The organism is Zoogloea sp. (assembly GCF_030157465.1).
In the GTDB taxonomy this organism is placed as follows: domain Bacteria; phylum Pseudomonadota; class Gammaproteobacteria; order Burkholderiales; family Rhodocyclaceae; genus Zoogloea.
Genome location: NZ_JAOAUU010000169.1, coordinates 30847 through 54818, shown reverse-complemented (window position 1 = coordinate 54818; position 23972 = coordinate 30847). Strand labels below are relative to the sequence as shown.

At 62.9% G+C, this 23972-nt stretch carries 28 protein-coding genes; 22 read left to right on the top strand and 6 right to left on the bottom strand.

Features of this window, described 5'->3' with window-relative positions; genetic code table 11:
* Positions 1-16: 16 nt before the first annotated feature.
* Complete coding sequence (gene leuS, locus Q1W26_RS20615; protein ID WP_300444518.1) at positions 17-2767, bottom strand: leucine--tRNA ligase; 2751 nt, start codon at positions 2765-2767, stop codon at positions 17-19.
* 215 nt (positions 2768-2982) lie between these two features.
* Between leuS and Q1W26_RS20610 the strand changes: the two genes are divergently transcribed.
* Genes Q1W26_RS20610 through murA form a run of 10 tightly spaced genes read left to right on the top strand, consistent with a single transcriptional unit; the run spans position 2983 to position 10040 of the window.
* Positions 2983-3786, top strand: coding sequence for an ABC transporter ATP-binding protein (locus Q1W26_RS20610; protein ID WP_300444515.1), 804 nt, complete (start codon positions 2983-2985; stop codon positions 3784-3786).
* Entirely contained in the window at positions 3786-4568 is a 783-nt protein-coding gene (mlaE, locus tag Q1W26_RS20605) for a lipid asymmetry maintenance ABC transporter permease subunit MlaE (protein ID WP_300444513.1), read from the top strand. Before Q1W26_RS20610 ends, mlaE begins: the two co-directional genes overlap by 1 nt.
* A complete protein-coding gene (gene mlaD / locus Q1W26_RS20600; RefSeq protein WP_300444510.1) occupies positions 4568-5044 on the top strand; it encodes an outer membrane lipid asymmetry maintenance protein MlaD in 477 nt (158 codons plus the stop codon). Before mlaE ends, mlaD begins: the two co-directional genes overlap by 1 nt.
* A gap of 59 nt (positions 5045-5103) precedes the next feature.
* On the top strand, positions 5104-5889 hold the full coding sequence (locus tag Q1W26_RS20595) for a VacJ family lipoprotein (RefSeq protein WP_300444507.1): 786 nt from the start codon (positions 5104-5106) through the stop codon (positions 5887-5889).
* Complete coding sequence (locus Q1W26_RS20590; RefSeq protein ID WP_300444504.1) at positions 5886-6518, top strand: ABC transporter substrate-binding protein; 633 nt, start codon at positions 5886-5888, stop codon at positions 6516-6518. The genes Q1W26_RS20595 and Q1W26_RS20590 overlap by 4 nt, the downstream gene beginning before the upstream one ends.
* Positions 6515-6799: an STAS domain-containing protein gene (locus Q1W26_RS20585; protein ID WP_300444501.1), complete on the top strand. Its 285-nt coding sequence runs from the start codon at positions 6515-6517 to the stop codon at positions 6797-6799. The genes Q1W26_RS20590 and Q1W26_RS20585 overlap by 4 nt, the downstream gene beginning before the upstream one ends.
* 27 nt (positions 6800-6826) lie before the next feature.
* Positions 6827-7729 (top strand): ABC transporter ATP-binding protein, encoded by a 903-nt coding sequence (locus Q1W26_RS20580; protein ID WP_300444498.1) that lies wholly within the window; start codon positions 6827-6829, stop codon positions 7727-7729.
* 20 nt (positions 7730-7749) lie between these two features.
* Positions 7750-8505: an ABC transporter permease gene (locus Q1W26_RS20575; protein WP_300444496.1), complete on the top strand. Its 756-nt coding sequence runs from the start codon at positions 7750-7752 to the stop codon at positions 8503-8505.
* A gap of 14 nt (positions 8506-8519) precedes the next feature.
* Positions 8520-8774, top strand: coding sequence for a BolA/IbaG family iron-sulfur metabolism protein (locus Q1W26_RS20570; protein WP_300444493.1), 255 nt, complete (start codon positions 8520-8522; stop codon positions 8772-8774).
* Positions 8775-8789: 15 nt separating this feature from the next.
* Positions 8790-10040, top strand: a complete 1251-nt coding sequence (murA, locus tag Q1W26_RS20565; RefSeq protein ID WP_300444489.1) for a UDP-N-acetylglucosamine 1-carboxyvinyltransferase — start codon at positions 8790-8792, stop codon at positions 10038-10040.
* A 70-nt stretch (positions 10041-10110) separates the two neighbouring features.
* Here murA and rnk read toward each other — a convergent pair whose 3' ends face one another.
* Positions 10111-10494, bottom strand: coding sequence for a nucleoside diphosphate kinase regulator (gene rnk, locus Q1W26_RS20560; protein ID WP_300444486.1), 384 nt, complete (start codon positions 10492-10494; stop codon positions 10111-10113).
* A gap of 176 nt (positions 10495-10670) precedes the next feature.
* Here rnk and hisG point away from each other — a divergent pair, with 176 nt between their 5' ends.
* Positions 10671-11315 carry an ATP phosphoribosyltransferase gene (gene hisG, locus Q1W26_RS20555; protein WP_300444483.1) on the top strand — a complete coding sequence of 215 codons (645 nt, stop codon included), beginning with the start codon at positions 10671-10673 and terminating at the stop codon, positions 11313-11315.
* Positions 11312-12628: a histidinol dehydrogenase gene (gene hisD / locus Q1W26_RS20550; RefSeq protein WP_300444480.1), complete on the top strand. Its 1317-nt coding sequence runs from the start codon at positions 11312-11314 to the stop codon at positions 12626-12628. The genes hisG and hisD overlap by 4 nt, the downstream gene beginning before the upstream one ends.
* Positions 12629-12697: 69 nt before the next feature.
* Here the strand turns inward: hisD and hisC are convergent, their stop codons facing one another.
* A complete protein-coding gene (gene hisC, locus Q1W26_RS20545) occupies positions 12698-13789 on the bottom strand; it encodes a histidinol-phosphate transaminase (RefSeq protein WP_300444477.1) in 1092 nt (363 codons plus the stop codon).
* A 111-nt stretch (positions 13790-13900) separates the two neighbouring features.
* Here hisC and hisB point away from each other — a divergent pair, with 111 nt between their 5' ends.
* From hisB to tatC, 10 genes are all read left to right on the top strand, one after another.
* On the top strand, positions 13901-14488 hold the full coding sequence (gene hisB / locus Q1W26_RS20540) for an imidazoleglycerol-phosphate dehydratase HisB (protein ID WP_300444474.1): 588 nt from the start codon (positions 13901-13903) through the stop codon (positions 14486-14488).
* On the top strand, positions 14485-15123 hold the full coding sequence (hisH, locus tag Q1W26_RS20535; protein WP_300444471.1) for an imidazole glycerol phosphate synthase subunit HisH: 639 nt from the start codon (positions 14485-14487) through the stop codon (positions 15121-15123). Before hisB ends, hisH begins: the two co-directional genes overlap by 4 nt.
* 66 nt (positions 15124-15189) lie before the next feature.
* Positions 15190-15936, top strand: a complete 747-nt coding sequence (gene hisA, locus Q1W26_RS20530; protein ID WP_300444468.1) for a 1-(5-phosphoribosyl)-5-[(5-phosphoribosylamino)methylideneamino]imidazole-4-carboxamide isomerase — start codon at positions 15190-15192, stop codon at positions 15934-15936.
* 3 nt (positions 15937-15939) lie between these two features.
* Positions 15940-16698, top strand: a complete 759-nt coding sequence (gene hisF / locus Q1W26_RS20525; protein ID WP_300444466.1) for an imidazole glycerol phosphate synthase subunit HisF — start codon at positions 15940-15942, stop codon at positions 16696-16698.
* Entirely contained in the window at positions 16695-17090 is a 396-nt protein-coding gene (gene hisI / locus Q1W26_RS20520; RefSeq protein ID WP_300444463.1) for a phosphoribosyl-AMP cyclohydrolase, read from the top strand. The genes hisF and hisI overlap by 4 nt, the downstream gene beginning before the upstream one ends.
* On the top strand, positions 17087-17413 hold the full coding sequence (locus tag Q1W26_RS20515) for a phosphoribosyl-ATP diphosphatase (protein ID WP_300444461.1): 327 nt from the start codon (positions 17087-17089) through the stop codon (positions 17411-17413). The genes hisI and Q1W26_RS20515 overlap by 4 nt, the downstream gene beginning before the upstream one ends.
* Before the next feature lie 12 nt (positions 17414-17425).
* A complete protein-coding gene (locus Q1W26_RS20510; protein WP_300444458.1) occupies positions 17426-17773 on the top strand; it encodes a histidine triad nucleotide-binding protein in 348 nt (115 codons plus the stop codon).
* 16 nt (positions 17774-17789) lie between these two features.
* Complete coding sequence (gene tatA, locus Q1W26_RS20505; RefSeq protein WP_300444455.1) at positions 17790-18014, top strand: Sec-independent protein translocase subunit TatA; 225 nt, start codon at positions 17790-17792, stop codon at positions 18012-18014.
* 106 nt (positions 18015-18120) lie between these two features.
* Positions 18121-18627 carry a Sec-independent protein translocase protein TatB gene (gene tatB, locus Q1W26_RS20500; protein WP_300444452.1) on the top strand — a complete coding sequence of 169 codons (507 nt, stop codon included), beginning with the start codon at positions 18121-18123 and terminating at the stop codon, positions 18625-18627.
* Positions 18624-19367, top strand: coding sequence for a twin-arginine translocase subunit TatC (tatC, locus tag Q1W26_RS20495; protein WP_300444450.1), 744 nt, complete (start codon positions 18624-18626; stop codon positions 19365-19367). The genes tatB and tatC overlap by 4 nt, the downstream gene beginning before the upstream one ends.
* A 250-nt stretch (positions 19368-19617) precedes the next feature.
* Here tatC and Q1W26_RS20490 read toward each other — a convergent pair whose 3' ends face one another.
* The 3 genes from Q1W26_RS20490 to Q1W26_RS20480 all read right to left on the bottom strand — a co-directional run bounded on the left by Q1W26_RS20490 (position 19618) and on the right by Q1W26_RS20480 (position 23886).
* Complete coding sequence (locus Q1W26_RS20490; protein WP_300444448.1) at positions 19618-20322, bottom strand: PEP-CTERM sorting domain-containing protein; 705 nt, start codon at positions 20320-20322, stop codon at positions 19618-19620.
* Positions 20323-20776: 454 nt separating this feature from the next.
* Complete coding sequence (gene ychF, locus Q1W26_RS20485) at positions 20777-21868, bottom strand: redox-regulated ATPase YchF (RefSeq protein ID WP_300444445.1); 1092 nt, start codon at positions 21866-21868, stop codon at positions 20777-20779.
* Between the two features lie 311 nt (positions 21869-22179).
* Positions 22180-23886, bottom strand: coding sequence for a bifunctional protein-serine/threonine kinase/phosphatase (locus Q1W26_RS20480; protein WP_300444443.1), 1707 nt, complete (start codon positions 23884-23886; stop codon positions 22180-22182).
* Positions 23887-23972: the final 86 nt, after the last annotated feature.

Here is a 23972-nt window from a genome sequence, read left to right as displayed (position 1 = left end):
TAAACCCTCCGCGTTTTCAGCCGGCGATGTTGACCAGCCGGCCGGGGACGACGATGACCTTCTTGGCCGGCCGGCCTTCGAGGAACTTGATGGCACCCTCGTGCGCGAGGGCGGCGGCCTCGATGGCGTCCTTGGTGGCATCGGCCGGCACGCGCAGCGAACCGCGCAGCTTGCCGTTGACCTGCAGCATCAGCTCGATCTCATCCTGCACCAGCGCGGCTTCCAGCGGCTCCGGCCAGGCGGCAGCCAGGATGTCGTTGCCGTAGCCGAGCTGGTTCCACAGCGCGTGGCTGATATGCGGGGTGAGCGGCGAGAGCACGCGCAGCAGGATGCCGAAGCATTCCTCGATCACCTCGGCGGCCAGGGCGCCTTCGCGGGGCGCTTTTTCAATGGCGTTGAGCATCTTCATCGTGGCCGAGGCGACGGTGTTGAACTGTTGCTTGCCGAGGTCGTAGTTGGCCTGCTTGAGCAGCAGGTGGATTTCGCGGCGGAAGGCGGCCAGGGCGTCCGGCAGCTTGGCGCTGGCGAGCGTGCGCGTGGCTCCGATCTGCGGGCGGATGTCGGTGGCGAAGGCGTGGCCGAAAGTCCACACCCGCTTCAGGAAGCGGTAAGCGCCTTCGACGCCGGCGTCGGACCATTCCAAGCTCTGTTCGGGATGTGCAGTGAAAATAATAAAAAACCGGCATGTATCTGCGCCGAACTGCTTCACTAACGCCTCTGGATCTACCCCATTGTTCTTTGACTTTGACATCTTTTCAACACCGCCGATCTGGACTCGATCACCGGCAACGATGACAACACTCTGCTTTCCGTGTTCATCGTCGTCTCTAATGACGTCAAGCTTGGAGGCAGAGATCCTAATTTTGGATTGATTTCCTCGCCCCTCCACCAAATTGGTTTCCCCGAAATCCAGGCCATCGTTCTGTACCCATGCATACCGTTTCCCCCCGATCACGGACTCGGTAACATTTGATGGGTTGACCCATTCTTTTTTGCCGCCTTCCAGCTCCCGGAAATATGTTGGGGCCAAAACCATGCCCTGGGTAAGCAGGTGGGCGAAAGGCTCGCGGTAGGTGACGAGGCCCACGTCGCGCATGACCTTGGTCCAGAAACGCGAGTAGAGCAGGTGCAGGATGGCGTGCTCGATGCCGCCGATGTACTGGTCGACGGTCATCCAGTAATCGGTTTCCTCGTCGACCATCTTGTCGGCGCCGAACTTGGTGGCGTAGCGGGCGTAATACCAGGACGAATCGACAAAGGTGTCCATGGTGTCGGTTTCGCGCCGGGCCGGCTTGCCGCACTTGGGGCAATCGACGTGCAGGAAATCGAGGCGCTTGTGGAGCGGATTGCCGGAGCCGTCGGGCACGCAGTCTTCGGGCAGCACCACCGGCAGCTGGTCGTCGGGCACGGGCACCGAGCCGCAGGCGTCGCAGTGAATGATGGGAATCGGGCAGCCCCAGTAGCGCTGGCGCGAAATGCCCCAGTCACGCAGGCGCCATTGCACCTTCTTCTCGCCGGTGTTTTTGGCGGCGAGGTCGGCGGCAATGGCGTCCACCGCGGCTGCGTAGCCGAGGTCGTCGTACTTGCCGGAGTTGATGCAGACGCCGTCCTTGCTGCCGTACCACTCCTGCCAGGCATCAAGGCTGTAGGCCTTGTCGCCGACAGCGACGACCTGCTCGATGGGCAGGCTGTATTTCTTGGCGAAGGCGAAGTCGCGCTCGTCGTGGGCCGGAACGCCCATCACGGCGCCGTCGCCGTAGCTCATCAGAACATAGTTGCCGACCCACACTTCGACCTGCTGGCCGGTGAGCGGGTGGGTGACGAACAGGCCGGTGGGCAGGCCTTCCTTCTCCATGGTGGCCATGTCGGCTTCCATCACCGAGCCGTGCTTGCACTTTTCGATGAAGGCGGCGAGTTCGGGATTGGACTTGGCCGCGTGCAGGGCCAGCGGGTGCTCGGCGGCCACGGCGCAGAAGGTGACGCCCATGATGGTGTCGGCGCGGGTGGTGAACACCCACATCTTGCCGTCGCCGATCAGGCCGTTTTCATCACCAACCGTGTGGCTGAAGGCGAAGCGCACGCCGGTGCTCTTGCCGATCCAGTTGGCCTGCATCAGCTTGACGCGCTCGGGCCAGCCTTCAAGCTCGTCGAGGTCGGACAGCAGCTCGTCGGCGTAGTCGGTGATCTTGAGGTAGTAGCCGGGAATCTCGCGCTTTTCAACGAGCGCGCCGGTACGCCAGCCGCGACCGTCGATGACCTGCTCGTTGGCGAGCACGGTCTGGTCGACCGGGTCCCAGTTAACAACCTGCGTCTTGCGTTCGGCGACGCCCTTTTCGAGCATGCGCAGGAACAGCCACTGGTTCCACTTGTAGTACTCGGGCGTGCAGGTGGCGAGCTCGCGGCTCCAGTCGATGGCAAAGCCGAGGGACTTGAGCTGCTGCTTCATGTAGGCGATGTTGTCGTAGGTCCACTTGGCCGGCGGCACCTTGTTCTTGATCGCCGCGTTTTCGGCGGGCAGGCCGAAGGCGTCCCAGCCCATCGGCTGCAGCACGTTGTAGCCGCGCATGCGGTGGAAGCGGGACAGCACGTCGCCGATGGTGTAGTTGCGCACGTGCCCCATGTGCAGCTTGCCCGAGGGGTAGGGGAACATGGACAGGCAGTAGTACTTGGGCTTCGAGGCGTCGGCGGTGACGCGGAAGGCTTCGCTACTGTCCCAGTGCTGCTGGGCGGCACGTTCGATATCGGCGGGGAGGTATTTGTCCTGCATGGGCGGGGAAGATCGAGGAAAATGGCGCGAACCGGGTCGCGGGTTGGGCCACGGATGGACCGAAACCGTGCATTATAAACCGCTCTTGCGACGGCCGCTTTGTGACGCTCAAGACCTTGATGTCACGCGATATTTCTCGCGGGGGTCGGGGAAGCCCGCATGTCACGCGGCAAGGCGTCTGATACAATTGTTATTCCGCAATGCAACATTTTTCCATGCCAGATCCACTTGTCCGCCTTGAAAACGTGAGCTTCGCCTATGGCGAACGGACGATCCTGCGCGACATTTCCCTGTCGATTCCGCGTGGCAAGGTGGTTGCCATCATGGGTGGCAGCGGCTGCGGCAAGACGACCCTGCTGCGCCTGATCGGCGGGCAGGAAAAGGCCGTCGGCGGCCAGGTGCAGGTCGATGGCCAGGATGTCGCCACCCTGGGGCGCGACGCGCTCTACGCGATGCGTCGGCGCATGGGCATGTTGTTCCAGTTCGGTGCGCTATTCACCGACATGACGGTCTTCGACAACGTGGCTTTTCCGCTCCGCGAGCACACTGACCTGCCGGCCGAGATGATCAACGATCTGGTGTTGATGAAGCTCCACGCGGTGGGCCTGCGCGGTGCCGCACGACTGATGCCGGGCGAACTTTCCGGAGGCATGGCGCGGCGCGTGGCGCTGGCGCGCACGATCGCCCTCGACCCGATGCTGCTGATGTACGACGAGCCCTTCACCGGCCTCGACCCGATCTCGCTGGGCGTGATCGGTCAGCTCATCCGCCGCCTCAACGACGCCCTCGGCGCCAGTTCGGTGATCGTTACCCACGACATCCAGGAATCCCTGCTGATTGTCGATTACATTTATTTCATCTCGGAGGGCAAGGTGGTGGCTGAAGGCACGCCGGACGAAATCCGCCACACGAGAGACCCCTTCGTGCACCAGTTCGTGCATGCGGAGGTCGATGGGCCGGTGCCCTTCCATTATCCGTCGGACGACTACGCCGCCGCGCTGACCGGAGGTAAGGCCTGATGGGAGGTGGAATCCGCAAGCTCGGCTCGGTTGCCATCGACGTGGTGTGGCAACTCGGCTTCATCGCCCGTTTCTTCTGGCTGATCCTGGTTTATTCCGGTCAGTCGTTCACGCGCCTCAATCTCACGATTCGCGAGCTGTATTTCAGCGGCGTGCTGTCGCTTTTGATCATCCTCGTGTCGGGCCTCTTCGTCGGTCTCGTGCTGGGTTTGCAGGGCTATGAAATCCTCCAGCGCTACGGCTCGAGCGATTCGATGGGCACGATGGTGGCGTTGTCGCTGCTGCGCGAGCTCGGCCCCGTGGTGGCCGGCCTGCTCTTCGCCAGCCGCGCCGGTTCGGCCGTTACCGCCGAAATCGGCCTGATGAAGGTGACTGAACAACTCAAGGCGATGGACATGATGGCCGTCAGCCCGATCGCCCGCGTGGTCGCGCCGCGTTTCTGGGGGGGGGTGATCTCGATGCCACTCCTCGCCGCGATGTTCTCCACAATGGGCATTTTCGGCGGCTGGCTGATCGGGGTGGTCTTCATCGGCATCGATGACGGCGCCTTCTGGTCGCAGATGCAGGCCGCAGTGGATTTTCGCTATGACGTGCTGAACGGCGTCATCAAAAGCTGCGCCTTCGGCGTGGCGGTTTCGCTGATCGCGGTGTTTCAGGGGTACGACTGCGTGCCCACCGCGGAGGGCGTGTCGCGGGCCATCACGCGCACTGTTGTGAGTTCGGCGCTGGCCATTCTGGCGCTCGATTTTGTAATGACGTCTTTCATGTTCCGAGGTCTGTAATGAGTCGTACGACGCTCGACCTGTGGGTCGGGATTTTCGTGGCGATGGGTATCGCCGCGCTGCTGTTCCTGGCCCTCAAGGTTGGCAGTATTTCCGGTGCGGAAATCCGCTCGCCCTATACCCTTACCGCCCACTTCGACAACATTGGCGGCCTCAAGGCGCGCGCACCTGTAAAGAGCGCCGGGGTGCTGGTCGGTCGTGTCGAGCAGATCCGCTACGATAATGAACGGTTCCAGGCCGAGGTGGTCTTTACCGTCGACGGGCGCTACAAGTTTCCGGTCGATACCTTCGCCAATATCCTGACTTCCGGCCTGCTCGGCGAGCAGTATCTGGGCCTCGAACCCGGCGGCGAGGAAAAGACACTGGCTCCAGGCGAGACTATCAAAAAGACCCAGTCGGCCGTTGTGCTCGAAAAACTGATCAGCCAGTTCATGTTCGACAAAGCCGCCGAAGGAGAGCCGGCCCCGGCCAAGTGAGGTTGAACGGAAACAGCCACAGAGAGTGCGACGCGGCTCAAGCCGCGCGCGGAGTCAAGATGAAGAAGAACAAGAAACCCGAATTGCGGGCCGTGCGGCGCAGTGCAGCAACGCTGCTGCTCGGCCTTGGCCTGACGGCCTGCGCCGGCCCTGGCGGACACCCCAAGGATCCGCTCGAGCCGATCAACCGGGCCACCTTCCGTTTCAATGAAACGGCCGACCGTTACGTCATGCGTCCCGCCGCAGAGGTTTATGATCTGGCCCCGCTGCCGGTCAAGGTGGGTGTCGGCAATTTCTTCGGCAACCTTGCCGACGTGTGGATCGGTGTGAATAACCTGCTCCAGGGCAAGTTCGCCGAAGGCCTGTCGGACGGTGGCCGCTTTCTGGTGAACAGCACCGCCGGCATGCTGGGCGTATTCGACATCGCCACCGAACTGGGCCTTGAGAAGCACGACGAGGATTTCGGCCAGACCCTCGGCCTCTGGGGGGTTGGCGACGGCCCCTACATCGTGCTGCCCTTGCTCGGTTCCAGCAACCTGCGCGACACCGCCGGCCTGATCGGTGATCTGAACGTGGATCCGGTGATGGCGATCAACAGCTCCGGGCCGCGTAACCGGGTTACCGCTCTGCGCTTCATCAACCGCCGCAGTCAGCTGCTGGGTGCCGATACCACGGCCGAGCAGGCCTCGCTGGACAAGTACGACTACATGCGCAGCTTCTACATTCAGTATCGCCAGAGCCAGATTTACGATGGCCAGCCGCCGCGGGTCAAGGATCCGGACGACGAGGCCGACATGGACGAAGCCACCCCCGCAGCTCCCGCCAGAAAAGAGAACCAGGAATGAAAAAGATCGCTTCCCTGTTTGCTGCACTGACCCTCGGCATCGGCATCCAGTGTGCCGCCTTCGCCCAGAGCATTGCGCCCGATGCGCTCGTCAAGAGCGTTACCGACGACGTCATCACCATCGTCCGCCAGGACAAGGCGATCCAGTCCGGCGACACCCGCAAGGCCGTCGATCTTGTCGAAACCAAGGTGCTGCCGTACTTCGATTTCGCCCACATGACCCGCCTTGCCGTCGGCAAGGACTGGCGTCAGGCCAGTGCCGAGCAAAAGACCGTTCTGACCCACGAGTTCAAGAACCTGCTCGTGCGCACCTATTCCAACGCGCTCACCCAGTACCGCAACCAGCACATTGATTTCAAGCCGCTCAAGGCCAAGCCGGAAGATACCGATGTGGTCGTCCGCACCGAAGTCCGGCAGCCCGGCGCAAAGCCGGTCCAGATCGACTACAACCTTGAAAAGCAGGGCGACAACTGGAAGGTCTACGACGTGATGGTGGCCGGCGTCAGCCTTGTCACCAACTACCGTGACAGCTTCGGCCAGGAGGTGCGCAACGGCGGCATCGACGGCCTGATCAAGTCCCTCAAGGACAAGAACAAGCAGCTCGACACCACGGTTTCCGCCAAGAAATGATTCGCGAAGACGGCCCGCGCCTGGCCCTCGAAGGTCCGCTCACGCTCGCCACGGTGGCCGGTCTGGTGGAGGAGGGGCGCAGCCTGGTGGCGAGTGCCGACAGGCTGCTCGATCTGGCTGCGGTCACCCAGGTCGATTCGGCCGCGCTGGCCCTGCTGCTGTCCTGGGTTCGGGCCGCCCGCAGTGCAGGGCGGCAGTTGACCATCGTCCACGCGCCGGCCTCGCTGGTCAGCCTGGCGGCGCTCTATGACGTCGACACCATTCTTCCCCTCGGGCGCTGAGCCCTCTTTCCGATCTTTTCTGCACCCATGAGCCCTGCGATCCGCATAGCCGGTGTCACCAAGCGTTTCCGTTCCCTGCAGGCCCTTGCCGGTGTCGATCTCGAAATCGCCCAGGGTGAGTTCTTCGGCTTGCTCGGGCCCAACGGCGCCGGCAAGACAACCCTCATTTCCTCCCTCGCGGGCCTTGCCCGACCCGATTCCGGCACGCTGGAAGTCATGGGCCACGATGTGGTGCGCGACTATCGTGCCGCCCGCATGGCCCTTGGCGTGGTGCCGCAGGAGCTGGTTTTCGATCCCTTCTTCACGGTGCGCGAGATGCTGGTGCTGCAGTCCGGCTATTTCGGGCTCAAGAAGAACGACGCCTGGATCGACGAAATCCTGCATCACCTGGATCTGACCTCGAAGGCCAACGCCAACATGCGCATGCTCTCGGGCGGCATGAAGCGCCGCGCGCTGGTTGCCCAGGCGCTGGTACATCGCCCGCCGGTGATCGTGCTGGACGAGCCCACCGCCGGCGTGGATGTGGAGTTGCGCCAGGGCCTGTGGCATTTCATCCGCAAGCTCAACCGGGACGGCCACACCATCGTGCTGACCACCCATTACCTCGAAGAGGCCGAAACCCTGTGCGGGCGTATCGCCATGCTGAAGGCCGGCCGCATCGTTGCCCTCGACACCACCGCCAACCTGCTGCAGCGTTTTGCCAGCCACGCCCTGAAGGTGAAGCTGGCCGCGCCGGTAGTGCTGCCGGCCGAGCTGGCCGCCAAGGCGACGCGCCAGGAAGGCGCCGAGCTGGAGTTCGGCTTCGATCGCTTCGACGAGGTTGCGGAGCTTCTCGCCGGCATCAAGTCGGCTGGCGGCACCATTGTAGACATGGCCCTCGGTACGCCCGACATGGAGCAGGTCTTCGTCGGCATCATGAACCAGAACTGAAAGCGGAAACGACAAACCCCATGCAAGGCTTCAATACCCTGTTGTACAAGGAGTGCCTGCGTTTCTGGAAGGTCGGCTTCCAGACGGTGCTCTCACCCGTGCTCACCGCAGTGCTTTACCTGCTGATCTTCGGCCACGTGCTGGAGGACCACGTCCAGCCCTATCCGGGCGTCAATTACACGGCCTTCCTGGTGCCCGGTCTGGTGATGATGACCGTGCTGCAGAACGCGTTCGCCAACAGCTCCTCGTCGCTCATCCAGAGCAAGATCACCGGTAACATTGTGTTCGTGCTGCTGCCGCCGATCTCCTATCGGGAGTTCTATGCCGCCTACGTGATCGCCGCCGTGCTGCGCGGCGCCATGTGTGGCCTGGGCGTGCTGCTGGTGTCGCTGCCATTCGTGTCGTTCAATCTCGCCGAGCCGGCCTGGATCGTCGCCTTCACGTTGCTGGGTGGGGCCTTTCTGGCCAGCCTGGGCGTGATTGCCGGCATCTGGGCCGACAAGTTCGACCAGCTGGCGGCCTTCCAGAACTTCCTGATCATGCCGCTCACCATGCTGTCCGGTGTGTTCTACTCGATTCATTCCCTGCCGGCTTTCTGGCAGGGGGTGTCGCATTTCAACCCGTTTTTCTTCATGATTGACGGTTTCCGCTACGGATTTTTCGGCGTCTCCGATGTTTCTCCCTGGACGAGCATCGGCGTCGTGACGGTCTGTTTTGTTGTTCTCGCGGTGATCACCCTGCAAATGCTTGCCAGGGGCTACAAGCTGCGCGCCTGAGGATTGAATTAAAGATGTTTGAAGCGAGTGAAATCGAGCGGCTGATCGCCGCAGGCCTCCCCTGTGACTTCCTGCAGATCGAGGGTGATGACGGCACCCATTTTTCGGGCATCGTGGTCAGTCCCGAATTCGAGGGCAAGATGCGCGTGCGCCAGCACCAGTTGGTCTACGCCACGCTGGGCAAGCTGATGGGCAATGAGATTCACGCCCTCCAGCTGAACACCTACACGCCCAAGCAGTGGGCAGAACTTCTGAAGGAACTGGGCTGAACGCCCGGTCGACGCATGGATAAACTGTTGATTGCAGGCGGAGCCCGCCTGTCGGGCGAGATCGCCATTTCCGGCGCCAAGAATGCCGCGCTGCCCATCCTGTGTTCGGCGCTGCTGACCCGGGAGCCGGTCACCTATACCAACGTGCCGCGCCTCAACGACATCGGCACGCTGCTGCGCCTGCTCGAACAGATGGGCGTCAAGGTCAGTCGCGAAGACGATACCGTCACGCTGGACGCAAGCGGGGTCGACAACCCGGTGGCCTCCTACGAGATGGTCAAGACCATGCGCGCCTCCATCCTGGTGCTCGGCCCGCTGGTTGCCCGCTTCGGCGAGGCCCGCGTGAGCCTGCCGGGTGGCTGTGCCATCGGCGCGCGTCCGGTCGACCAGCACATCAAGGGTCTGCAGGCGATGGGCGCCACGGTTACGGTCGAGCACGGTTATGTGCACGCCAAGGTGCCGCGACTGAAGGGCGCCCGCATCTTCACCGACATGGTCACCGTGACCGGCACCGAGAACCTGATGATGGCCGCGTGTCTTGCCGACGGTGAAACCGTCATCGAGAACGCCGCCCGCGAACCCGAAGTCGTCGACCTGGCCAACTGCCTGGTGGCGATGGGCGCGCAGATATCCGGCGCCGGTGGCGACGTGATCCGCATCCGTGGCGTGCAGGCCTTGCACGGTGCCACCCACCGCGTGATGCCGGACCGCATCGAGACCGGCACCTACCTGTGCGCCGCGGCTGTCACCGGGGGTGAAGTGCGCCTCACCGGCACCTCGGCCAGCTACCTCGACGCCGTCATCGACAAGCTGATGGACGCCGGCTGCGAAGTGATCGCCGAGCGTGATGCGATCCGTCTCAAGGCCCCGGCCCGTCTCACCGCAGTCAGCCTGCGTACCTCGCCGTACCCGGCCTTCCCGACCGACATGCAGGCCCAGTTCATGGCCCTGAATGCGGTGGCCGACGGCACCGCGGTGATTCGCGAGACGATCTTCGAGAACCGCTTCATGCATGCGGTGGAATTGCAGCGCCTGGGGGCCGACATCAAGATTGACGGCAACACGGCCTTCGTGAAGGGTGTCGAGCGCCTGCAGGGTGCCACCGTGATGGCCACCGACCTGCGTGCCTCGGCCAGCCTGATCATTGCCGGCCTGGTTGCCGAAGGTGAAACCACGGTCGAGCGCATCTACCACCTCGATCGCGGCTACGAGCGGCTCGAAGAAAAACTCGGGGCGCTGGGGGCAAGGGTTACGCGCTTGCGCTGAAAACCTGAAGGTGGGCCCCGGTTCGAGGCCCATATTGAAATCCTTCGGACGGCGAACGCGTCCGGATGGCTCAGGTGACGGGGCTTACCGCCAGCACCGTGAGCTGGATGGCGTGGCCTTCCGGAGTTTGCCAGTCGATGTGCTGGCCGACCGAAAGGCCGAGCAGGGCGCTGCCGGCCGGCGAAAAAATGGAAACCTTTCCATCGGCGGCGCTGGCTTCGTGAGGCCAGGCCAGGGTCAGTTCGTATTCGCGGCCCGATGTCTCCTCGCGGAAACGGGCACGGCTGTTCATTGCGATGACGTTGTCGGGCATGGCGTCGTCGTCGAGCACCCTGGCGCGCTCGAGTTCTGCGCGCAGATCGTCGAGGTCGCTGCGGTTGCGGGTCGGCGGTTTGGACAGCAGGCCTTCCAGGCGTTCGAGATCGTGGGTTGAAACAATGATTTCGGGTTTCATATATCAAACTCTCCGGAGTTGAAAAAAAGAAAAAGGCCGAACCCGCTCCAGCGGTTCAGCCACGAAGTCAAGGCTAACAGAAGGGCCGTTGCAGAACAATTGCCTTCCTGGATGCCTGGGCGTGGACCTTGCCGCGAATCGGCTAAAATCGCTTTTTACGCAGACAGATCACCATCTTGAACGGCATAACGCTTGCCCTTTCGAAGGGCCGAATTTTCGAAGAGACCCTGCCGCTGCTTGCCGCCGCAGGGATCACGCCCACCGACAACCCGGAAACCTCCCGGAAGCTGATCATCGGTACCAACCGGCCCGATGTGCGCCTGGTCATCGTGCGTGCCACCGACACGCCGACCTACGTGCAGTATGGCGCAGCCGACATGGGCATTGCCGGCAAGGACACCCTGATCGAGCACGGCGGTGCCGGCCTGTATCAGCCCCTTGACCTCAACATCGCCAAGTGCCGTCTGTGCGTGGCCGTGCGCAAGGATTTCGACTACGCCGCGGCGGTCAAGCGCGGTGCGCGAATCCGTGTTGCCACCAAGTACGTCAAGGCCGCCCGGGAGCACTTCGCAGCCAAGGGCATGCACGTCGATCTCATCAAGCTTTACGGCTCGATGGAGCTGGCGCCGCTGGTCGGGCTGGCCGACGCGATTGTCGATCTCGTCTCTACCGGCAACACGCTCAAGGCCAACAACCTGATCGAGGTCGAGGACATCATGCCGATCAGTTCCCGTCTCGTCGTCAACCAGGCCTCGCTCAAGCTCAAGCGCGAGCTGATCCAGCCGGTGCTGGAGGCCTTTGCAGGAGCCATCAAGCCATGAGCGCCCAGATTCGCCGCCTTTCCTCGGCCGAGCCGGATTTCATGTCCACGCTCGACACCTTGCTGGCTTTCGAAGGCAGCACCGATGCCGCCATCGAAGTGGCCGTAGCCGAGATCCTGCGGGCCGTGAGGAGCCAGGGTGACGCCGCCGTCGTCGACTTCACCCGCTGCTTCGACCACCTGGATGTGGCGGACATGTCGGCGCTGGAGCTGCCCAAGGCCGAGCTTGAAGCCGCGCTGGCGGGGCTGCCCGCCGCGCAGCGTGCCGCGCTCGAGGCGGCGGCTGCCCGGGTGCGCAGCTACCATGAGCGCCAGGTCCAGGAGTCGTGGCGCTACAACGACGAATCGGAAGGCATGCAGGGTACGCGCCTCGGCCAGAAGGTCACGCCGCTGGACCGCGTGGGTCTCTACGTGCCGGGCGGCCGGGCGTCCTACCCCAGTTCGGTGCTGATGAACGCCATCCCCGCCAAGGTGGCCGGTGTCGGCGAGCTGATCATGGTCGTACCGACTCCACGCGGTGAAAAAAATCCGCTGGTGCTGGCGGCCGCGGCCATCACCGGCGTCGATCGGGTGTTCACCATCGGTGGCGCCCAGGCTGTCGCCGCGCTGGCTTACGGCACGGCAACGATTCCGCAGGTCGACAAGATCGTCGGTCCCGGCAATGCCTACGTGGCCAGCGCCAAACGGCGCGTTTTTGGCACCGTCGGCATCGACATGGTCGCCGGCCCGTCCGAAGTGCTGATCATCTCCGATGGTTCCGGCAACCCGGATTGGGTGGCGATGGACCTCTTCGCCCAGGCCGAGCACGACGAACTGGCCCAGTCCATCCTGCTGTGCACCGACGAGGGCTTCATCGGTCGAGTCGAGGAGAGCATCGCCCGGCTGCTGCCCGAGATGCCGCGTCGCGAAACAATCGCCACCTCGCTGAAGAACCGCGGTGCGCTGATCCACGTGAGCGATCTTGCTGAAGCGTGCCGGATCGCCAACCGCATCGCGCCAGAGCACCTCGAGCTGTCGCTCGACGATCCTTACCCGTGGATCGACCAGATCCGCCACGCCGGTGCGATCTTTATCGGTCACTACTCGGTCGAAGCCCTGGGCGATTACTGTGCGGGCCCCAACCACGTGTTGCCGACCATGCGCAGTGCACGTTTTTCCAGTCCGCTGGGCGTCTACGACTTCCAGAAGCGCACCAGTCTCATCGATATTTCGGAAGCGGGTGCGCAAACGCTTGGCAGGGTTGCGTCTGTCCTGGCCCATGGTGAAGGCCTGCAGGCCCACGCCCGTTCCGCCGAGATGCGATTGAAAGACTGATCGCAGCTCCTGGCACGCAAAAAAGCCGCACCTTCGGGTGCGGCTTTTTCATGGCGCCGGCGTGATGTGTCAGGCCACGATTTCCTTCAGCGCCTCCAGCAGCAGGTTGCACTGCGCCTCCGTTCCCACCGTGATGCGCAGGAACTGATCAATGCGTGCCGCCTTGAAGTGACGCACGATGATGCTGCGCTCCCGCAGCGCAGCGGCAAGGGTGAGTGCATCGCGATCCGGATGGCGGGCGAAGACAAAGTTGGCGGCCGACGGCAGCACCTCGAAGCCGAGCGCGGCGAGGCCGGCAGAGAGTGCATCCCGGCTGACGATGACCTGCCTGCGGGTTTGCTGGAACCATGCCTCGTCGTCCATCGCCGCGCTGGCGCCCACCAGGGCGAGGCGATCGAGCGGGTAGGAGTTGAAGCTGTCCTTGACCCGCGTGAGCGCCTCGATGAGCTCCGGCTGGCCGATCGCGAAGCCAACCCGCAGCCCGGCCAGCGAGCGGGATTTGGACAGGGTCTGGGTGACGAGGATGTTCGGGTGCTGCCTGATCAGTGCCACCGCGGTGGGAATCAGGTCGAGGCCACCAAAATCGACGTAGGCTTCGTCGATGACGATGGGCGCATCGGGCAGGGCGTCGGCCAGACGGGCGATTTCATCCAGTGGCAGCAGGCGGCCGGTGGGGGCGTTGGGGTTGGGGAAGATCACCCCGCCAATGTTGGCCGCGCCGCGGGCGAGGTAGTCATCCACGCGGATTTCGAACTCGTCCGACAGCGCTAAGGTTTCGAAGTCGATGCCATAGAGGCCGCAATACACCGGATAGAAGCTGTAGGTGATGTCGGGAAAGAGCAGCGGCTTGTCGTGCTTGAGCAGGGCCTGGAAAGTGTGGGCCAGCACCTCGTCCGAACTGTTGCCGACGAAAACCCATTCAGGGGGCACGCCGAAATGGCGACCGACGGCATCCTTGAGCTGGCTGCCGGTCGGGTCCGGGTAGAGCTTGAGGCGGTCTGCGTCATGGCCCAGCTCGGCGTGGATCGCTGCCTGTACGCGGGGGCTGGGCGGGTAAGGGTTTTCGTTGGTGTTGAGCTTGACCAGATTGGCGAGCTTGGGCTGCTCGCCGGGAACATACGGGGTCAGGTCGTGGACGACGGGGCTCCAGAAGCGGCTCATGGCAAATCTGCTCCGCGGCGTTGGGCGCCGCAAGGGACGGTGAAAACGCTAAATGCTATCATGGCCATTCCGATTACCTCGTTTCGACCGTTTCTCCTGGAAAAACACGCAATGCGGCAAGCCGAAATCTCTCGCGACACCCTCGAAACCAAGATCCGGGTCCGGATCGACTTGGATGGTTCGGGCAAGAGTCAGCTCAATACCGGCATCGGTTTCTTCGACCACATGCTCGACCAGATCGCCCGCCACGGCACATTCGACCTCGAGATCGAAGCTGTCGGCGACCTGCATATCGACGGCCACCACACGGTGGAGGATGTGGGAATCACCGTCGGCCAGGCCTTCGCGAAGGCGGTTGGCGACAAGAAGGGCCTGACCCGCTATGGCCACGCCTACGTGCCGCTCGACGAGGCCCTGTCGCGCGTCGTCGTCGATCTGTCGGGGCGGCCCGGGCTGGAGTTCGACGTGCCCTTCAGCGCCGGCATGATCGGTGCGCTGGATACGCAGCTCGTCTATGAATTCTTCCAGGGTTTCGTCAATCACGCCGGCGTCAGCCTGCATATCGACAACCTCAAGGGCCGCAACGCGCACCATCAGTGCGAAACCGTGTTCAAGGCCTTTGGCCGCGCGCTGCGCATGGCGGTAACGCCCGACCCGCGCCAGGCCGGCGTGGTGCCTTCGACCAAGGGGGCCCTGTGAGCACGGTCGCCATCATCGATTACGGCATGGGCAACCTGCGTTCGGTGGCCAAGGCCATCGAACATGTAGCCCCCGCGGCGACGGTTGTCGTGACCGCCGATCCGGCCGAAGTGCTGTCCGCCGACCGGGTGGTGTTCCCCGGCCAGGGGGCGATGCCCGACTGCATGGCCGAACTCGACGCCCGCGGCCTGCGTCCGGCGGTGCTGGAAGCCGCCAGGAGCAAGCCCTTCCTGGGAATCTGTATCGGCCAGCAAATGCTCTTCGAGCACAGCGAAGAGGGCAACGTGCCCGGCTTGGGTATCTTCAAGGGCGAAGTCCGGCGTTTTCCCGCCGACAAGATGGTGGCTGCCGACGGCTCGCGCCTCAAGGTGCCCCACATGGGCTGGAACGAGGTCTGGCAGAAGCAGGCCCACCCGCTGTGGGCCAACATCGAGGACGGCGCCCGCTTCTACTATGTTCACAGCTACTATGTCGATCCGGCAGATCAGTCCGTCATCGCGGCGACCACCGACTACGGCATCCCCTTTACCGGGGCGGTAGCGCAGGCTAATATCTTCGCAATCCAATTCCACCCGGAAAAGAGCGCGCAAGCCGGTCTGCAGTTGCTGTCGAACTTCATGTCCTGGAAGCCCTGACCTGCCGCCGTCGCCTATCTCACCCTCCCGCCGTTCCGTTTCAACTCATCTAACGCACTTCTTCCTATGCTGCTGATTCCTGCCATCGACCTCAAGGACGGTCACTGCGTGCGCCTGAAACAAGGCGAAATGGACGCTGCCACGGTCTTCTCCGAAGATCCGGGTGCCACCGCCCGACACTGGATCAACCAGGGCGCCCGGCGCCTGCACGTGGTGGATCTGGACGGTGCCTTTGCCGGCAAGCCCAAGAACCAGACCGCGATCAGGGCCATTCTTGCGGAAGTCGGTGACGAGATCCCCGTCCAGCTGGGCGGTGGCATCCGTGACCTCGACACCATCGAGCGGGCGCTCGACGCCGGACTCACCTATGTGATCATCGGTACCGCGGCAGTCAAGAACCCCGGTTTCCTGCATGATGCCTGCGGCGCCTTCCCAGGCCATATCATCGTCGGCCTCGACGCAAAGGAAGGCAAGGTGGCGGTGGATGGCTGGTCCAAGCTCACCGGTCATGATGTTGTCGACCTCGCCAAGAAGTTCGAGGACTACGGCGTTGAAGGCGTGATCTACACCGACATCGGCCGCGACGGGATGCTTTCCGGCGTCAATATCGAGGCGACCGTCAAGCTGGCCCAGGCCCTGCGCATTCCGGTCATCGCCAGCGGCGGCATCGCCACCCTGACCGATGTGGAAGCGCTCTGCGCTGTCGAGTTCGAAGGCATCACCGGTGCCATCACCGGTCGTGCGATCTACGAAGGCACCCTCGATTTCGCGGCAGCCCAGGCCCGCGCCGACGCCCTTAACGGGGCCGTCTGATCCATGCTTGCCAAGCGCATCATTCCCTGCCTCGACGTCAGTGCCGGCCGTGTGGTCAAGGGCGTCAATTTCGTCGAGCTCAGGGATGCCGGCGACCCCGTCGAGGTGGCCCGCCGCTACGACGAGCAGGGCGCCGACGAAATCACCTTCCTCGACATTACCGCCAGTTCTGACGACCGCAACATCATCCTGCATGTCGTCGAGCAGGTCGCCGAGCAGGTTTTCATTCCGCTCACGGTGGGGGGCGGGGTGCGTACCGTCGATGACGTGCGGCGTCTCCTCAATGCCGGTGCGGACAAGGTCAGCATGAACACCGCGGCGGTGAATAACCCGCAGCTGGTTGCTGAAGCTGCCGGCAAGGTCGGCAGCCAGTGCATCGTCGTCGCCATCGACGCCAAGCAGGTGGCACCCGGCAAGTGGGAGGTCTTCACCCACGGTGGTCGCAACCGTACCGGGCTCGATGTCGTCGAGTGGGCGCAAAGGATTGCTGCCCTGGGCGCCGGCGAGATCCTGCTCACCAGCATGGACAGGGACGGCACCAAGAACGGTTTCGACCTGGGCCTGACTCGCGCCGTTTCGGATGCGGTTTCAATTCCCGTCATCGCCAGCGGTGGTGTCGGCAGCCTCGAGCACCTTGCCGACGGTGTCACCCTGGGTCGTGCCGATGCAGTGCTGGCCGCCAGTATTTTCCACTTCGGCGATCACACGGTGCGCGACGCCAAGGAACTGATGCGTGCCCGTGGCATCGAGGTGCGCCTGTGAGCCACGATTCTGCCTGGCTCGACGAACTCGCCTGGGACAAGGACGGCCTGATTCCCGCCATCGCCCAGGATGCCGAAACCAATGATGTGTTGATGTTTGCCTGGATGAACCGAGACGCCCTGGCGCGAACGGTTGAAACGGGTGAAGCTGTATATTTCTCGCGTTCCCGCGGGCGGCTGTGGCACAAGGGCGAAGAGTCCGGCCACACTCAAAAGATCCGCGAGATCCGCATCGACTGTGACAATGACGTGGTGCTTCTGAAGATCGAGCAGGTTGGCGGTATCGCCTGTCACACCGGGCGGCGCAGCTGCTTCTTCCAGAAATACCTCGCAGACGGCCGCTGGGAAGCCGTCGACCCGGTTCTCAAAGACCCGAAGGACATATACAAATGATCGATATCGAAGTGCTGCACCGGGTCGCCCAGACCCTTGCCGAACGCAAGGAAGCGAGTCCGGAATCCTCTTATGTGTCCGGATTGTTCCACAAGGGGACTGACGCGATCTGCAAGAAGGTTGCCGAGGAGTCTGCCGAGGTCATCATGGCCGCCAAGGACAAGGATCTGTTGCACGTGGTGTGGGAAGTGACCGACGTGTGGTTCCACACGATGATTCTTCTGGCCCACTTCGGCCTTACGGTCGATGACGTGCTTGCGGAGTTCCGCCGCCGTGAAGGCGTGTCGGGCATCGACGAGAAAAAAGCGCGAACCGCCAAGTAAAGAGAGAGTCAGATGCAGGATTGCCTGTTCTGCCGTATCGTGCGCGGAGAGATTCCCGCCGCTAAGGTGTATGAAGACGACGAGGTGCTGGCTTTCAACGATATCCAGCCTCAGCGTCCGGTGCATGTGCTGGTCATTCCGAAAAAGCACATCACCTCGCTGGCTCACGCCGGGGTTGAAGATACGCCGGTGCTCGGCCGGATGCTGGCGGTGGCCAACCAGATTGCCGTCGATCAAGGAAGCACGGACGGCTTTCGGTCCATCATCAACACCGGTCGCGTTGGCGGACAGGAAGTCATGCATGTGCACATGCACATTGTCGGTGGGCAGGAGCCTGTCGGGCCGATGCTTAAACGGTAGTTTCTAGGAGAATTCAATGGGTTCCTTCAGCATTTGGCATTGGCTGATCGTTCTGGTGATCGTCATGCTCGTGTTCGGTACCAAGAAGCTGCGCAACATCGGGCAGGATCTCGGTGGTGCGGTCAAAGGTTTCAAGGACGGCATGCGCGAGGCTGATCAGGGCGGTGACGCCAGCCAGAAGATCGCCGATGGTGGCAAGCAGACCATCGACGCGGAAGCGCGGGAAAAGACTAAATCCTGATTCCTTGCCCGCGACAGGCGCGGAAAAGGGGGGCGCATTAAGTCGCCCCTCTTTTTGTTTGTGGCGCCTGTTCTTTTCCGACGTTTCGAGAACATAGGCGAATCGGATGTTTGATATCGGTTTTTCCGAACTCATAGTCATCGGTATCGTGGCCCTGCTGGTGCTTGGCCCCGAACGGCTTCCCAAGGTTGCGCGTACCGCAGGTCATCTGCTTGGTCGCTTGCAGCGCTATGTTTCCGACGTCAAGTCGGACATCAGCCGGGAAATGCAGCTCGATGAGCTGAAAAAATTGCAGGAAGAGGCGCGCCAGTCGGCGATGTCCTTCGAATCTTCGGTGCGCGGCGAGATGGCCGGCATCGAGAACGGTGTTGCGTCCTCGCTGCAATCGGCTTCGTCGGCGGTGGCCGACCTTGAAAACAGTTTCAAGGCACAGCCTCAGGACGCGACGGCCGTATCGGATGGCGCGCATGATGCCGCCGCCGAACTGCTCGACCGGCAACTGGCCGAAGCCGAAACCCACGCCGGTCCCGCGCCCTTCGCGGATCAGCCCGTCGTTGCCGAGGCGCCGAAATCCGTCGAAGCCGTGTCCGAACCCAAGATCATCAAGTCATGAGTGCCCAGGAAGATACTTTCATTTCGCACCTGGTCGAGCTGCGCGACCGTCTGCTGCGAGCCGTTGTCGCCATCGCGGTGGCCTTTGTCTGCCTGATGCCGTGGGCGGGCGAGATTTACGACATTCTCGCCCATCCGATGATGCAGGCGCTGCCGGAGGGTACGCGGATGATCGCCACCGGCGTGGTGACGCCCTTCTTCGTGCCGATGAAGGTCACGCTGCTGGTGGCCTTCGTCGTGGCGTTGCCCTTCGTGCTCTACCAAGCCTGGTGCTTCATCGCGCCTGGGCTGTACGCCCACGAAAAGCGTCTTGGGCTGCCGCTGGTTATCGGCAGCACCATCCTGTTTCTGGCGGGCATGGCCTTCTGCTACTTCTTCGTGTTCGGCACGGTATTCAAGTTCATCGCCCAGTTTGCCCCCAAGAGCATTACCCCGGCGCCTGACATCGAGCAGTACCTGGCTTTCGTGATGTCCATGTTCCTGGCCTTCGGCATTACCTTCGAAGTGCCGGTGTTCGTGATCGTGCTGGTCAAGCTGGGCGTGGTTGACGTGCCCAAACTGAAGGAGGCGCGGCCTTATGTCATCGTCGGCGCCTTCATCATCGCCGCCGTGGTTACGCCGCCGGACGTCGTTTCGCAACTGATGCTGGCGATTCCCATGTGCCTGCTCTACGAACTGGGGATTTTCCTTGCGCGCTTCGTCACCAAGACGCGGGCCGATGCGGTGGCCGAAGAGAGCTGAATCTGGGGGCTGTGCAGGAGCAAAGCGGTTTTGTAAGGGCGTCCGGCGGACGCCCTTTTTACATGCCAGGAGCCGTCCCGTGGTGCGGCAGAGGTGTGGGCTTTCAGGCACATGGGCATGAGCGACACACCACATCGGATTGCCGCTTGGCCTGCGCAAGCCATGGCCTGAAGAATGTTCAGGGCAAAAAAACGGCCCACATCCTGTGAGCCGGTTTTGGCTGCGGGAGGCGTGTGCCCCCGGCGGGTAATCAGTTCTTGCGGCGGCGGGCTGCGGCCAGGCTCATCAGGCCAAGACCCGCGAGAGCCATCGTTGCGGGTTCCGGCACGGCAGTCGGGGGTGCGCTGACCAGCATGTAATTGATTTCGTTGGTGAATAGCGCCTGGCCCTGGGCGAAATCGACAAAGGTGTCGCTCAGGAAACCGTTGATGATCGTCTTATCGCCGTTTCCGATGATGATTGCGTCATCTGTGTTGGCGAAGTCGGCAGCGCTGATGCCGCTCGTTTCTGCCATTCCCAGCGAGAACACGGACCAGCCCGGGTTATACAGTCCAACCGGGTTGGTGATGCCGGTTGCGAGCAGCGTATTGGAAACGCTGAAGGAGGTGATGTTTTCCTGACCCGTATAACTGGCACCAAAAGCGGCGCCGGCGCTGGAAAGCCAGTGGGTGAAAATGGCCTTGCCGCCGCCGGCAACCCAGCTGTTCGTGGCCGATACCGCTGCATTGTTACTGCTGTTCTGGTTGAAGTTCACCACGAGATCCCAGCCGCCGGTGGTGACCTTGGTGACGAAGTCGGTTTCGTTGCTGGCGGTGGTGATCGTGTGGCCGGACGCGGCAAGGGCTGCGTCCATCGCGTCGACGCCAACTGACTTATCACTCCAGTAAAGAATGTCGGCAGCCTGGGCCCCGATGGCATACAGCGAAAGGCAGGCGGCGATTGTGATTTTTTTCATGGCTGTCCGATTTGGAGTCAAAGAGGTTTGCCATGACTAAAGCAATTAACGTGCTAATTTTATTTTCAGCATTAAAACGTATGTGAATTATGTGTTTAGCTGGAAGTTAAAATTACAAGGAACTTATGTTTTTGTCGTTGTGTAAAAAATGTCGACGTGAAAATGTCACGATTTGACAGGTGGCAGGCCTGCCATTTGGCCCCGCTGAGTCAGCATCGGGCCGCATTTGAGATGTTCACGAAATTCGACCCGTCTCGATGCGTCATGTGCGGGCGGCTTCCGATCAAGGGCTCGGTCGTCATGACTGACGGCCTTCCTGAAAAGGAAAATCCCTGCTCGGCAGACCATGCCGAGCAGGGATCGGGCTGATCCAGCGTGTCAAACCCCGCAAGGGTGGTGGGGTTTGGGGGTGTTGCCTACCCGCCCTGACATGCCGTGATCCAGCACTTTTGGCTTAGACGTTGAACAGGAAGTTCAGCACGTCGCCGTCCTTGACGACGTATTCCTTGCCTTCGGAGCGCATCTTGCCGGCTTCCTTGGCGCCGGCTTCGCCCTTGTACTTGATGAAGTCGTCGAAGGCGATGGTCTGGGCGCGGATGAAGCCGCGTTCGAAGTCGGTGTGGATGACGCCGGCGGCCTGGGGGGCGGTGTCGCCCACGTGGATGGTCCAGGCGCGGACTTCCTTGACGCCGGCGGTGAAGTAGGTTTGCAGGCCGAGAAGCTGGTAGCCGGCGCGGATCAGGCGGTTGAGGCCCGGCTCTTCGAGGCCCAGATCGGCGAGGAAGGCCATCTTGTCTTCGTCGTCGAGGTCGGCCAGTTCGGCTTCGATCTTGGCGCACAGGGCGACCACCGGGGCACCTTCCTTGGCTGCGTGTTCGCGCAGGCGGTCGAGGTAGGGGTTGTTCTCGAAGCCGTCTTCCATCACGTTGCCCACATACATGGCGGGCTTGAGGGTCATCAGGCACAGGGGCTTGAGGATCAGCTTCTCGTCGTCGCTGAGTGCCATGGTGCGCGCCGGCTGGCCTTCGTTGAGGTGGGGCAGCAGCTTTTCGAGAATGGCGACGAGCTTCTGCGCATCCTTGTCGCCGGAGCGGCCCTTCTTGCTTTCGCGGTGGATGGCCTTCTCGACGGCGGACATGTCGGCCAGGGCCAGTTCGGTGACGATGGTTTCGATGTCGGCGAGCGGGTCGACCTTGCCATTCACGTGGATGACGTTCTCGTCGTCGAAGCAGCGCACGACGTTAACGATGGCGTCGGTTTCGCGGATGTTGGCGAGGAACTGGTTGCCCAGGCCTTCACCCTTGGAGGCGCCCGCTACGAGGCCGGCGATGTCCACGAATTCGACGATGGCCGGCTGGGTCTTCTGGGGCTTGACGATCTCGCACAGGGCGTCAAGGCGCGGGTCGGGCACTTCGACGATGCCGACGTTGGGCTCGATGGTGCAGAAGGGGTAGTTCTCGGCGGCGATGCCGGCCTTGGTTAGGGCATTGAAGAGGGTCGATTTGCCGACGTTGGGCAGGCCGACGATGCCGCATTGGAGAGCCATGGTGTTCCTTTGATGTTCAGGGCTTCCGGCCAGACGAGCCGGAAAACCCGCTATTGTAAAGCGGGTTCGGGTTCATCCAAAGGCCGACGCGGTTTTGGTGGGAGACTGGCGGTGGAAGCGGGCGTAGACGTGCTGCGCTGCCGCTGGGTGTTGTGCCTTCGTCTTTGGTCGCGCCGAGTTGGCTGTTGGCGCGGCTGCTGATGGCGATCGCTCGCGGCGCTCAACCGCGGTCAGCTGGAGCGGCTTGCCTTGATTCACATTCGCGCCATCGACCGGGCGAAATCATGGTGGCTTCGAAAACTTCGCAAGAACTAGCGTAGCAGCATCAGATAGATCAGAAATATGTTGAGCACCAGCGAGCCTGCGGCCAGCAGCTTGAGGCCGAGTTGTGGATCGCGTTCCAGGAGGGGCGATCTGCGCGGTACGGCCAGCGGGCGGTTGGCGCCCCGTTCGAGGGCGAGGAGGAATTCTTCGGCGGTTTCGAAGCGGGCCTTCGGTTCGCGGGCGACGGCCTTGAGGAGCACCGCCTCGAGCCAGGCGGGAATGTCGGGGCGGTAGCGGGTGGGGGGCACCGGGTCGCCGAATCTCGGGTTCTGGAAGGGCTCGATCTCGCCGTAGGGGTATTTGCGGGTCAGGAGTTCGTAGAGGGTGACGCCGATGGCGTAGAGGTCGGTCTGCTCGTTGGCGGGGATGGTTTTGGGGCCGTAGAGTTCCGGCGCCATGTAGCTGGGGGTGCCGGGGTTGTTGATCTCCTCGAAGGGCTGGCCGTCGGCGTGGCTGTCCGAGGCGGCCACGCCCAGGTCGAGGATGCGCAGGCGGCCTTCGGTGTCGAGGTGCAGGTTGTCGGGCTTGATGTCCCGGTGAATGATCGAAAGCCGGTGCAGGCCGGCGATGCCCTTGAGGATGCGGGTGCCCAGCCCGGCCACTTCGCCGGCGCCGAAGCGGTGGCCGTTGTCGAGCCGGGCCTTGAGGGTGGCGCCTTCGTGCCAGCTCATCAGGTAATAAAGGTGGCTGCGCCCGGGGTGGGGAACGACCTGCGGAAACCACGCGTCGTTCACCCGGCGGGCGAGCCATTCTTCGTGGGCCAGCGCGGCCGCGGCCTGGGCGTCGTCGTGTTCGGGGCGCAGGGTTTTGAGGACGTGGGCCTGGCCCTTGGCGTCGCGCACGCGGTAGAGCAGGGTGGCGACGGACTCGTGGAGCAGGGCGTCGATGGTGAGCCCGTCGATCTGCTGGCCGGGCTTGAGGCGTGGCGGCAGCGGCAGGTGGTGCAGGCGGGCGATGTTGTCGCGCAGGCGGTCGGGCGGCAGGGCGTCGATGCGCAGCACCAGCGCCGTGCAGTTGTCCGGGCTGCCGCTGTCTTCGGCGCCCATGGCAAGGCGGGCGGCGGCATCCTGGGGGTCGGCCTCCATGCGCAGGATGTCGGCGATCTTGCGTTCGCCGAGCTGGCCCCACACGCCGTCGCTCATCAGCGCAAAAACGTCGCCGGCCTCTAGTTCGCCGTCGGCGTAATCCACCGAGAGATGGGCGTCGAGGCCGACCGCGCGGGACAGCACGTTTTTGAGTTCGGGGTGTTCCCACACGTGGTCGGTGGTGAGCTGTTCGAGCTTGCCGGCGCGCAGCCGGTAGATGCGCGTGTCACCCACATGGGCGAGGTAGTAGCGCCGGCCGCGCAGCACGATGGCCGACAGGGTGGTGGCCATGCCGGCGGTTTCGCGGGTGCGGGCCGCGTGGGAAACCAGCCAGCGGTTGAGTGCGGCAAGAACCGTGTCGAGGGATTTGTTGACCGCCCAGGTGTCGGGCGTGGCGTAGTAGTCGGAGAGCAGGCCGCGAACGGTGTATTCGGAGGCCTCGCGCCCGTTGGCATGACCGCCGACGCCATCCGCCACCACGGCGAGGATGCCTTTGGCGTCGAGTTCCGGCCCCTCGGGGGTAGCCGCGCCGCAGAAATCCTCGTTCTTCGTGCGCGGGCCGGTGAGGGAGGAGTAGCCGAGGGATGTCTGGAGTGTGGCGGCGGTCATGGCGGATATCCTGGAGCCAAATGGTACGAATCGGAAGCGGGAGTGAGTCCCGGTTCCGATTCGTTGGTCAAGCCTGGGTGAAGGCT

Excerpts from the sequence above, each read along its gene's own strand:
- leuS (WP_300444518.1), bottom strand. The coding sequence starts at position 2,767 with ATGCAGGACAAATACCTCCCCGCCGATATCGAACGTGCCGCCCAGCAG.
- Q1W26_RS20610 (WP_300444515.1), top strand. The coding sequence starts at position 2,983 with ATGCCAGATCCACTTGTCCGCCTTGAAAACGTGAGCTTCGCCTATGGC.
- mlaE (WP_300444513.1), top strand. The coding sequence starts at position 3,786 with ATGGGAGGTGGAATCCGCAAGCTCGGCTCGGTTGCCATCGACGTGGTG.
- mlaD (WP_300444510.1), top strand. The coding sequence starts at position 4,568 with ATGAGTCGTACGACGCTCGACCTGTGGGTCGGGATTTTCGTGGCGATG.
- Q1W26_RS20595 (WP_300444507.1), top strand. The coding sequence starts at position 5,104 with ATGAAGAAGAACAAGAAACCCGAATTGCGGGCCGTGCGGCGCAGTGCA.
- Q1W26_RS20590 (WP_300444504.1), top strand. The coding sequence starts at position 5,886 with ATGAAAAAGATCGCTTCCCTGTTTGCTGCACTGACCCTCGGCATCGGC.
- Q1W26_RS20585 (WP_300444501.1), top strand. The coding sequence starts at position 6,515 with ATGATTCGCGAAGACGGCCCGCGCCTGGCCCTCGAAGGTCCGCTCACG.
- Q1W26_RS20580 (WP_300444498.1), top strand. The coding sequence starts at position 6,827 with ATGAGCCCTGCGATCCGCATAGCCGGTGTCACCAAGCGTTTCCGTTCC.
- Q1W26_RS20575 (WP_300444496.1), top strand. The coding sequence starts at position 7,750 with ATGCAAGGCTTCAATACCCTGTTGTACAAGGAGTGCCTGCGTTTCTGG.
- Q1W26_RS20570 (WP_300444493.1), top strand. The coding sequence starts at position 8,520 with ATGTTTGAAGCGAGTGAAATCGAGCGGCTGATCGCCGCAGGCCTCCCC.
- murA (WP_300444489.1), top strand. The coding sequence starts at position 8,790 with ATGGATAAACTGTTGATTGCAGGCGGAGCCCGCCTGTCGGGCGAGATC.
- rnk (WP_300444486.1), bottom strand. The coding sequence starts at position 10,494 with ATGAAACCCGAAATCATTGTTTCAACCCACGATCTCGAACGCCTGGAA.
- hisD (WP_300444480.1), top strand. The coding sequence starts at position 11,312 with ATGAGCGCCCAGATTCGCCGCCTTTCCTCGGCCGAGCCGGATTTCATG.
- hisC (WP_300444477.1), bottom strand. The coding sequence starts at position 13,789 with ATGAGCCGCTTCTGGAGCCCCGTCGTCCACGACCTGACCCCGTATGTT.
- hisB (WP_300444474.1), top strand. The coding sequence starts at position 13,901 with ATGCGGCAAGCCGAAATCTCTCGCGACACCCTCGAAACCAAGATCCGG.
- hisA (WP_300444468.1), top strand. The coding sequence starts at position 15,190 with ATGCTGCTGATTCCTGCCATCGACCTCAAGGACGGTCACTGCGTGCGC.
- hisF (WP_300444466.1), top strand. The coding sequence starts at position 15,940 with ATGCTTGCCAAGCGCATCATTCCCTGCCTCGACGTCAGTGCCGGCCGT.
- Q1W26_RS20515 (WP_300444461.1), top strand. The coding sequence starts at position 17,087 with ATGATCGATATCGAAGTGCTGCACCGGGTCGCCCAGACCCTTGCCGAA.
- Q1W26_RS20510 (WP_300444458.1), top strand. The coding sequence starts at position 17,426 with ATGCAGGATTGCCTGTTCTGCCGTATCGTGCGCGGAGAGATTCCCGCC.
- tatA (WP_300444455.1), top strand. The coding sequence starts at position 17,790 with ATGGGTTCCTTCAGCATTTGGCATTGGCTGATCGTTCTGGTGATCGTC.
- tatB (WP_300444452.1), top strand. The coding sequence starts at position 18,121 with ATGTTTGATATCGGTTTTTCCGAACTCATAGTCATCGGTATCGTGGCC.
- tatC (WP_300444450.1), top strand. The coding sequence starts at position 18,624 with ATGAGTGCCCAGGAAGATACTTTCATTTCGCACCTGGTCGAGCTGCGC.
- Q1W26_RS20490 (WP_300444448.1), bottom strand. The coding sequence starts at position 20,322 with ATGAAAAAAATCACAATCGCCGCCTGCCTTTCGCTGTATGCCATCGGG.
- ychF (WP_300444445.1), bottom strand. The coding sequence starts at position 21,868 with ATGGCTCTCCAATGCGGCATCGTCGGCCTGCCCAACGTCGGCAAATCG.
- Q1W26_RS20480 (WP_300444443.1), bottom strand. The coding sequence starts at position 23,886 with ATGACCGCCGCCACACTCCAGACATCCCTCGGCTACTCCTCCCTCACC.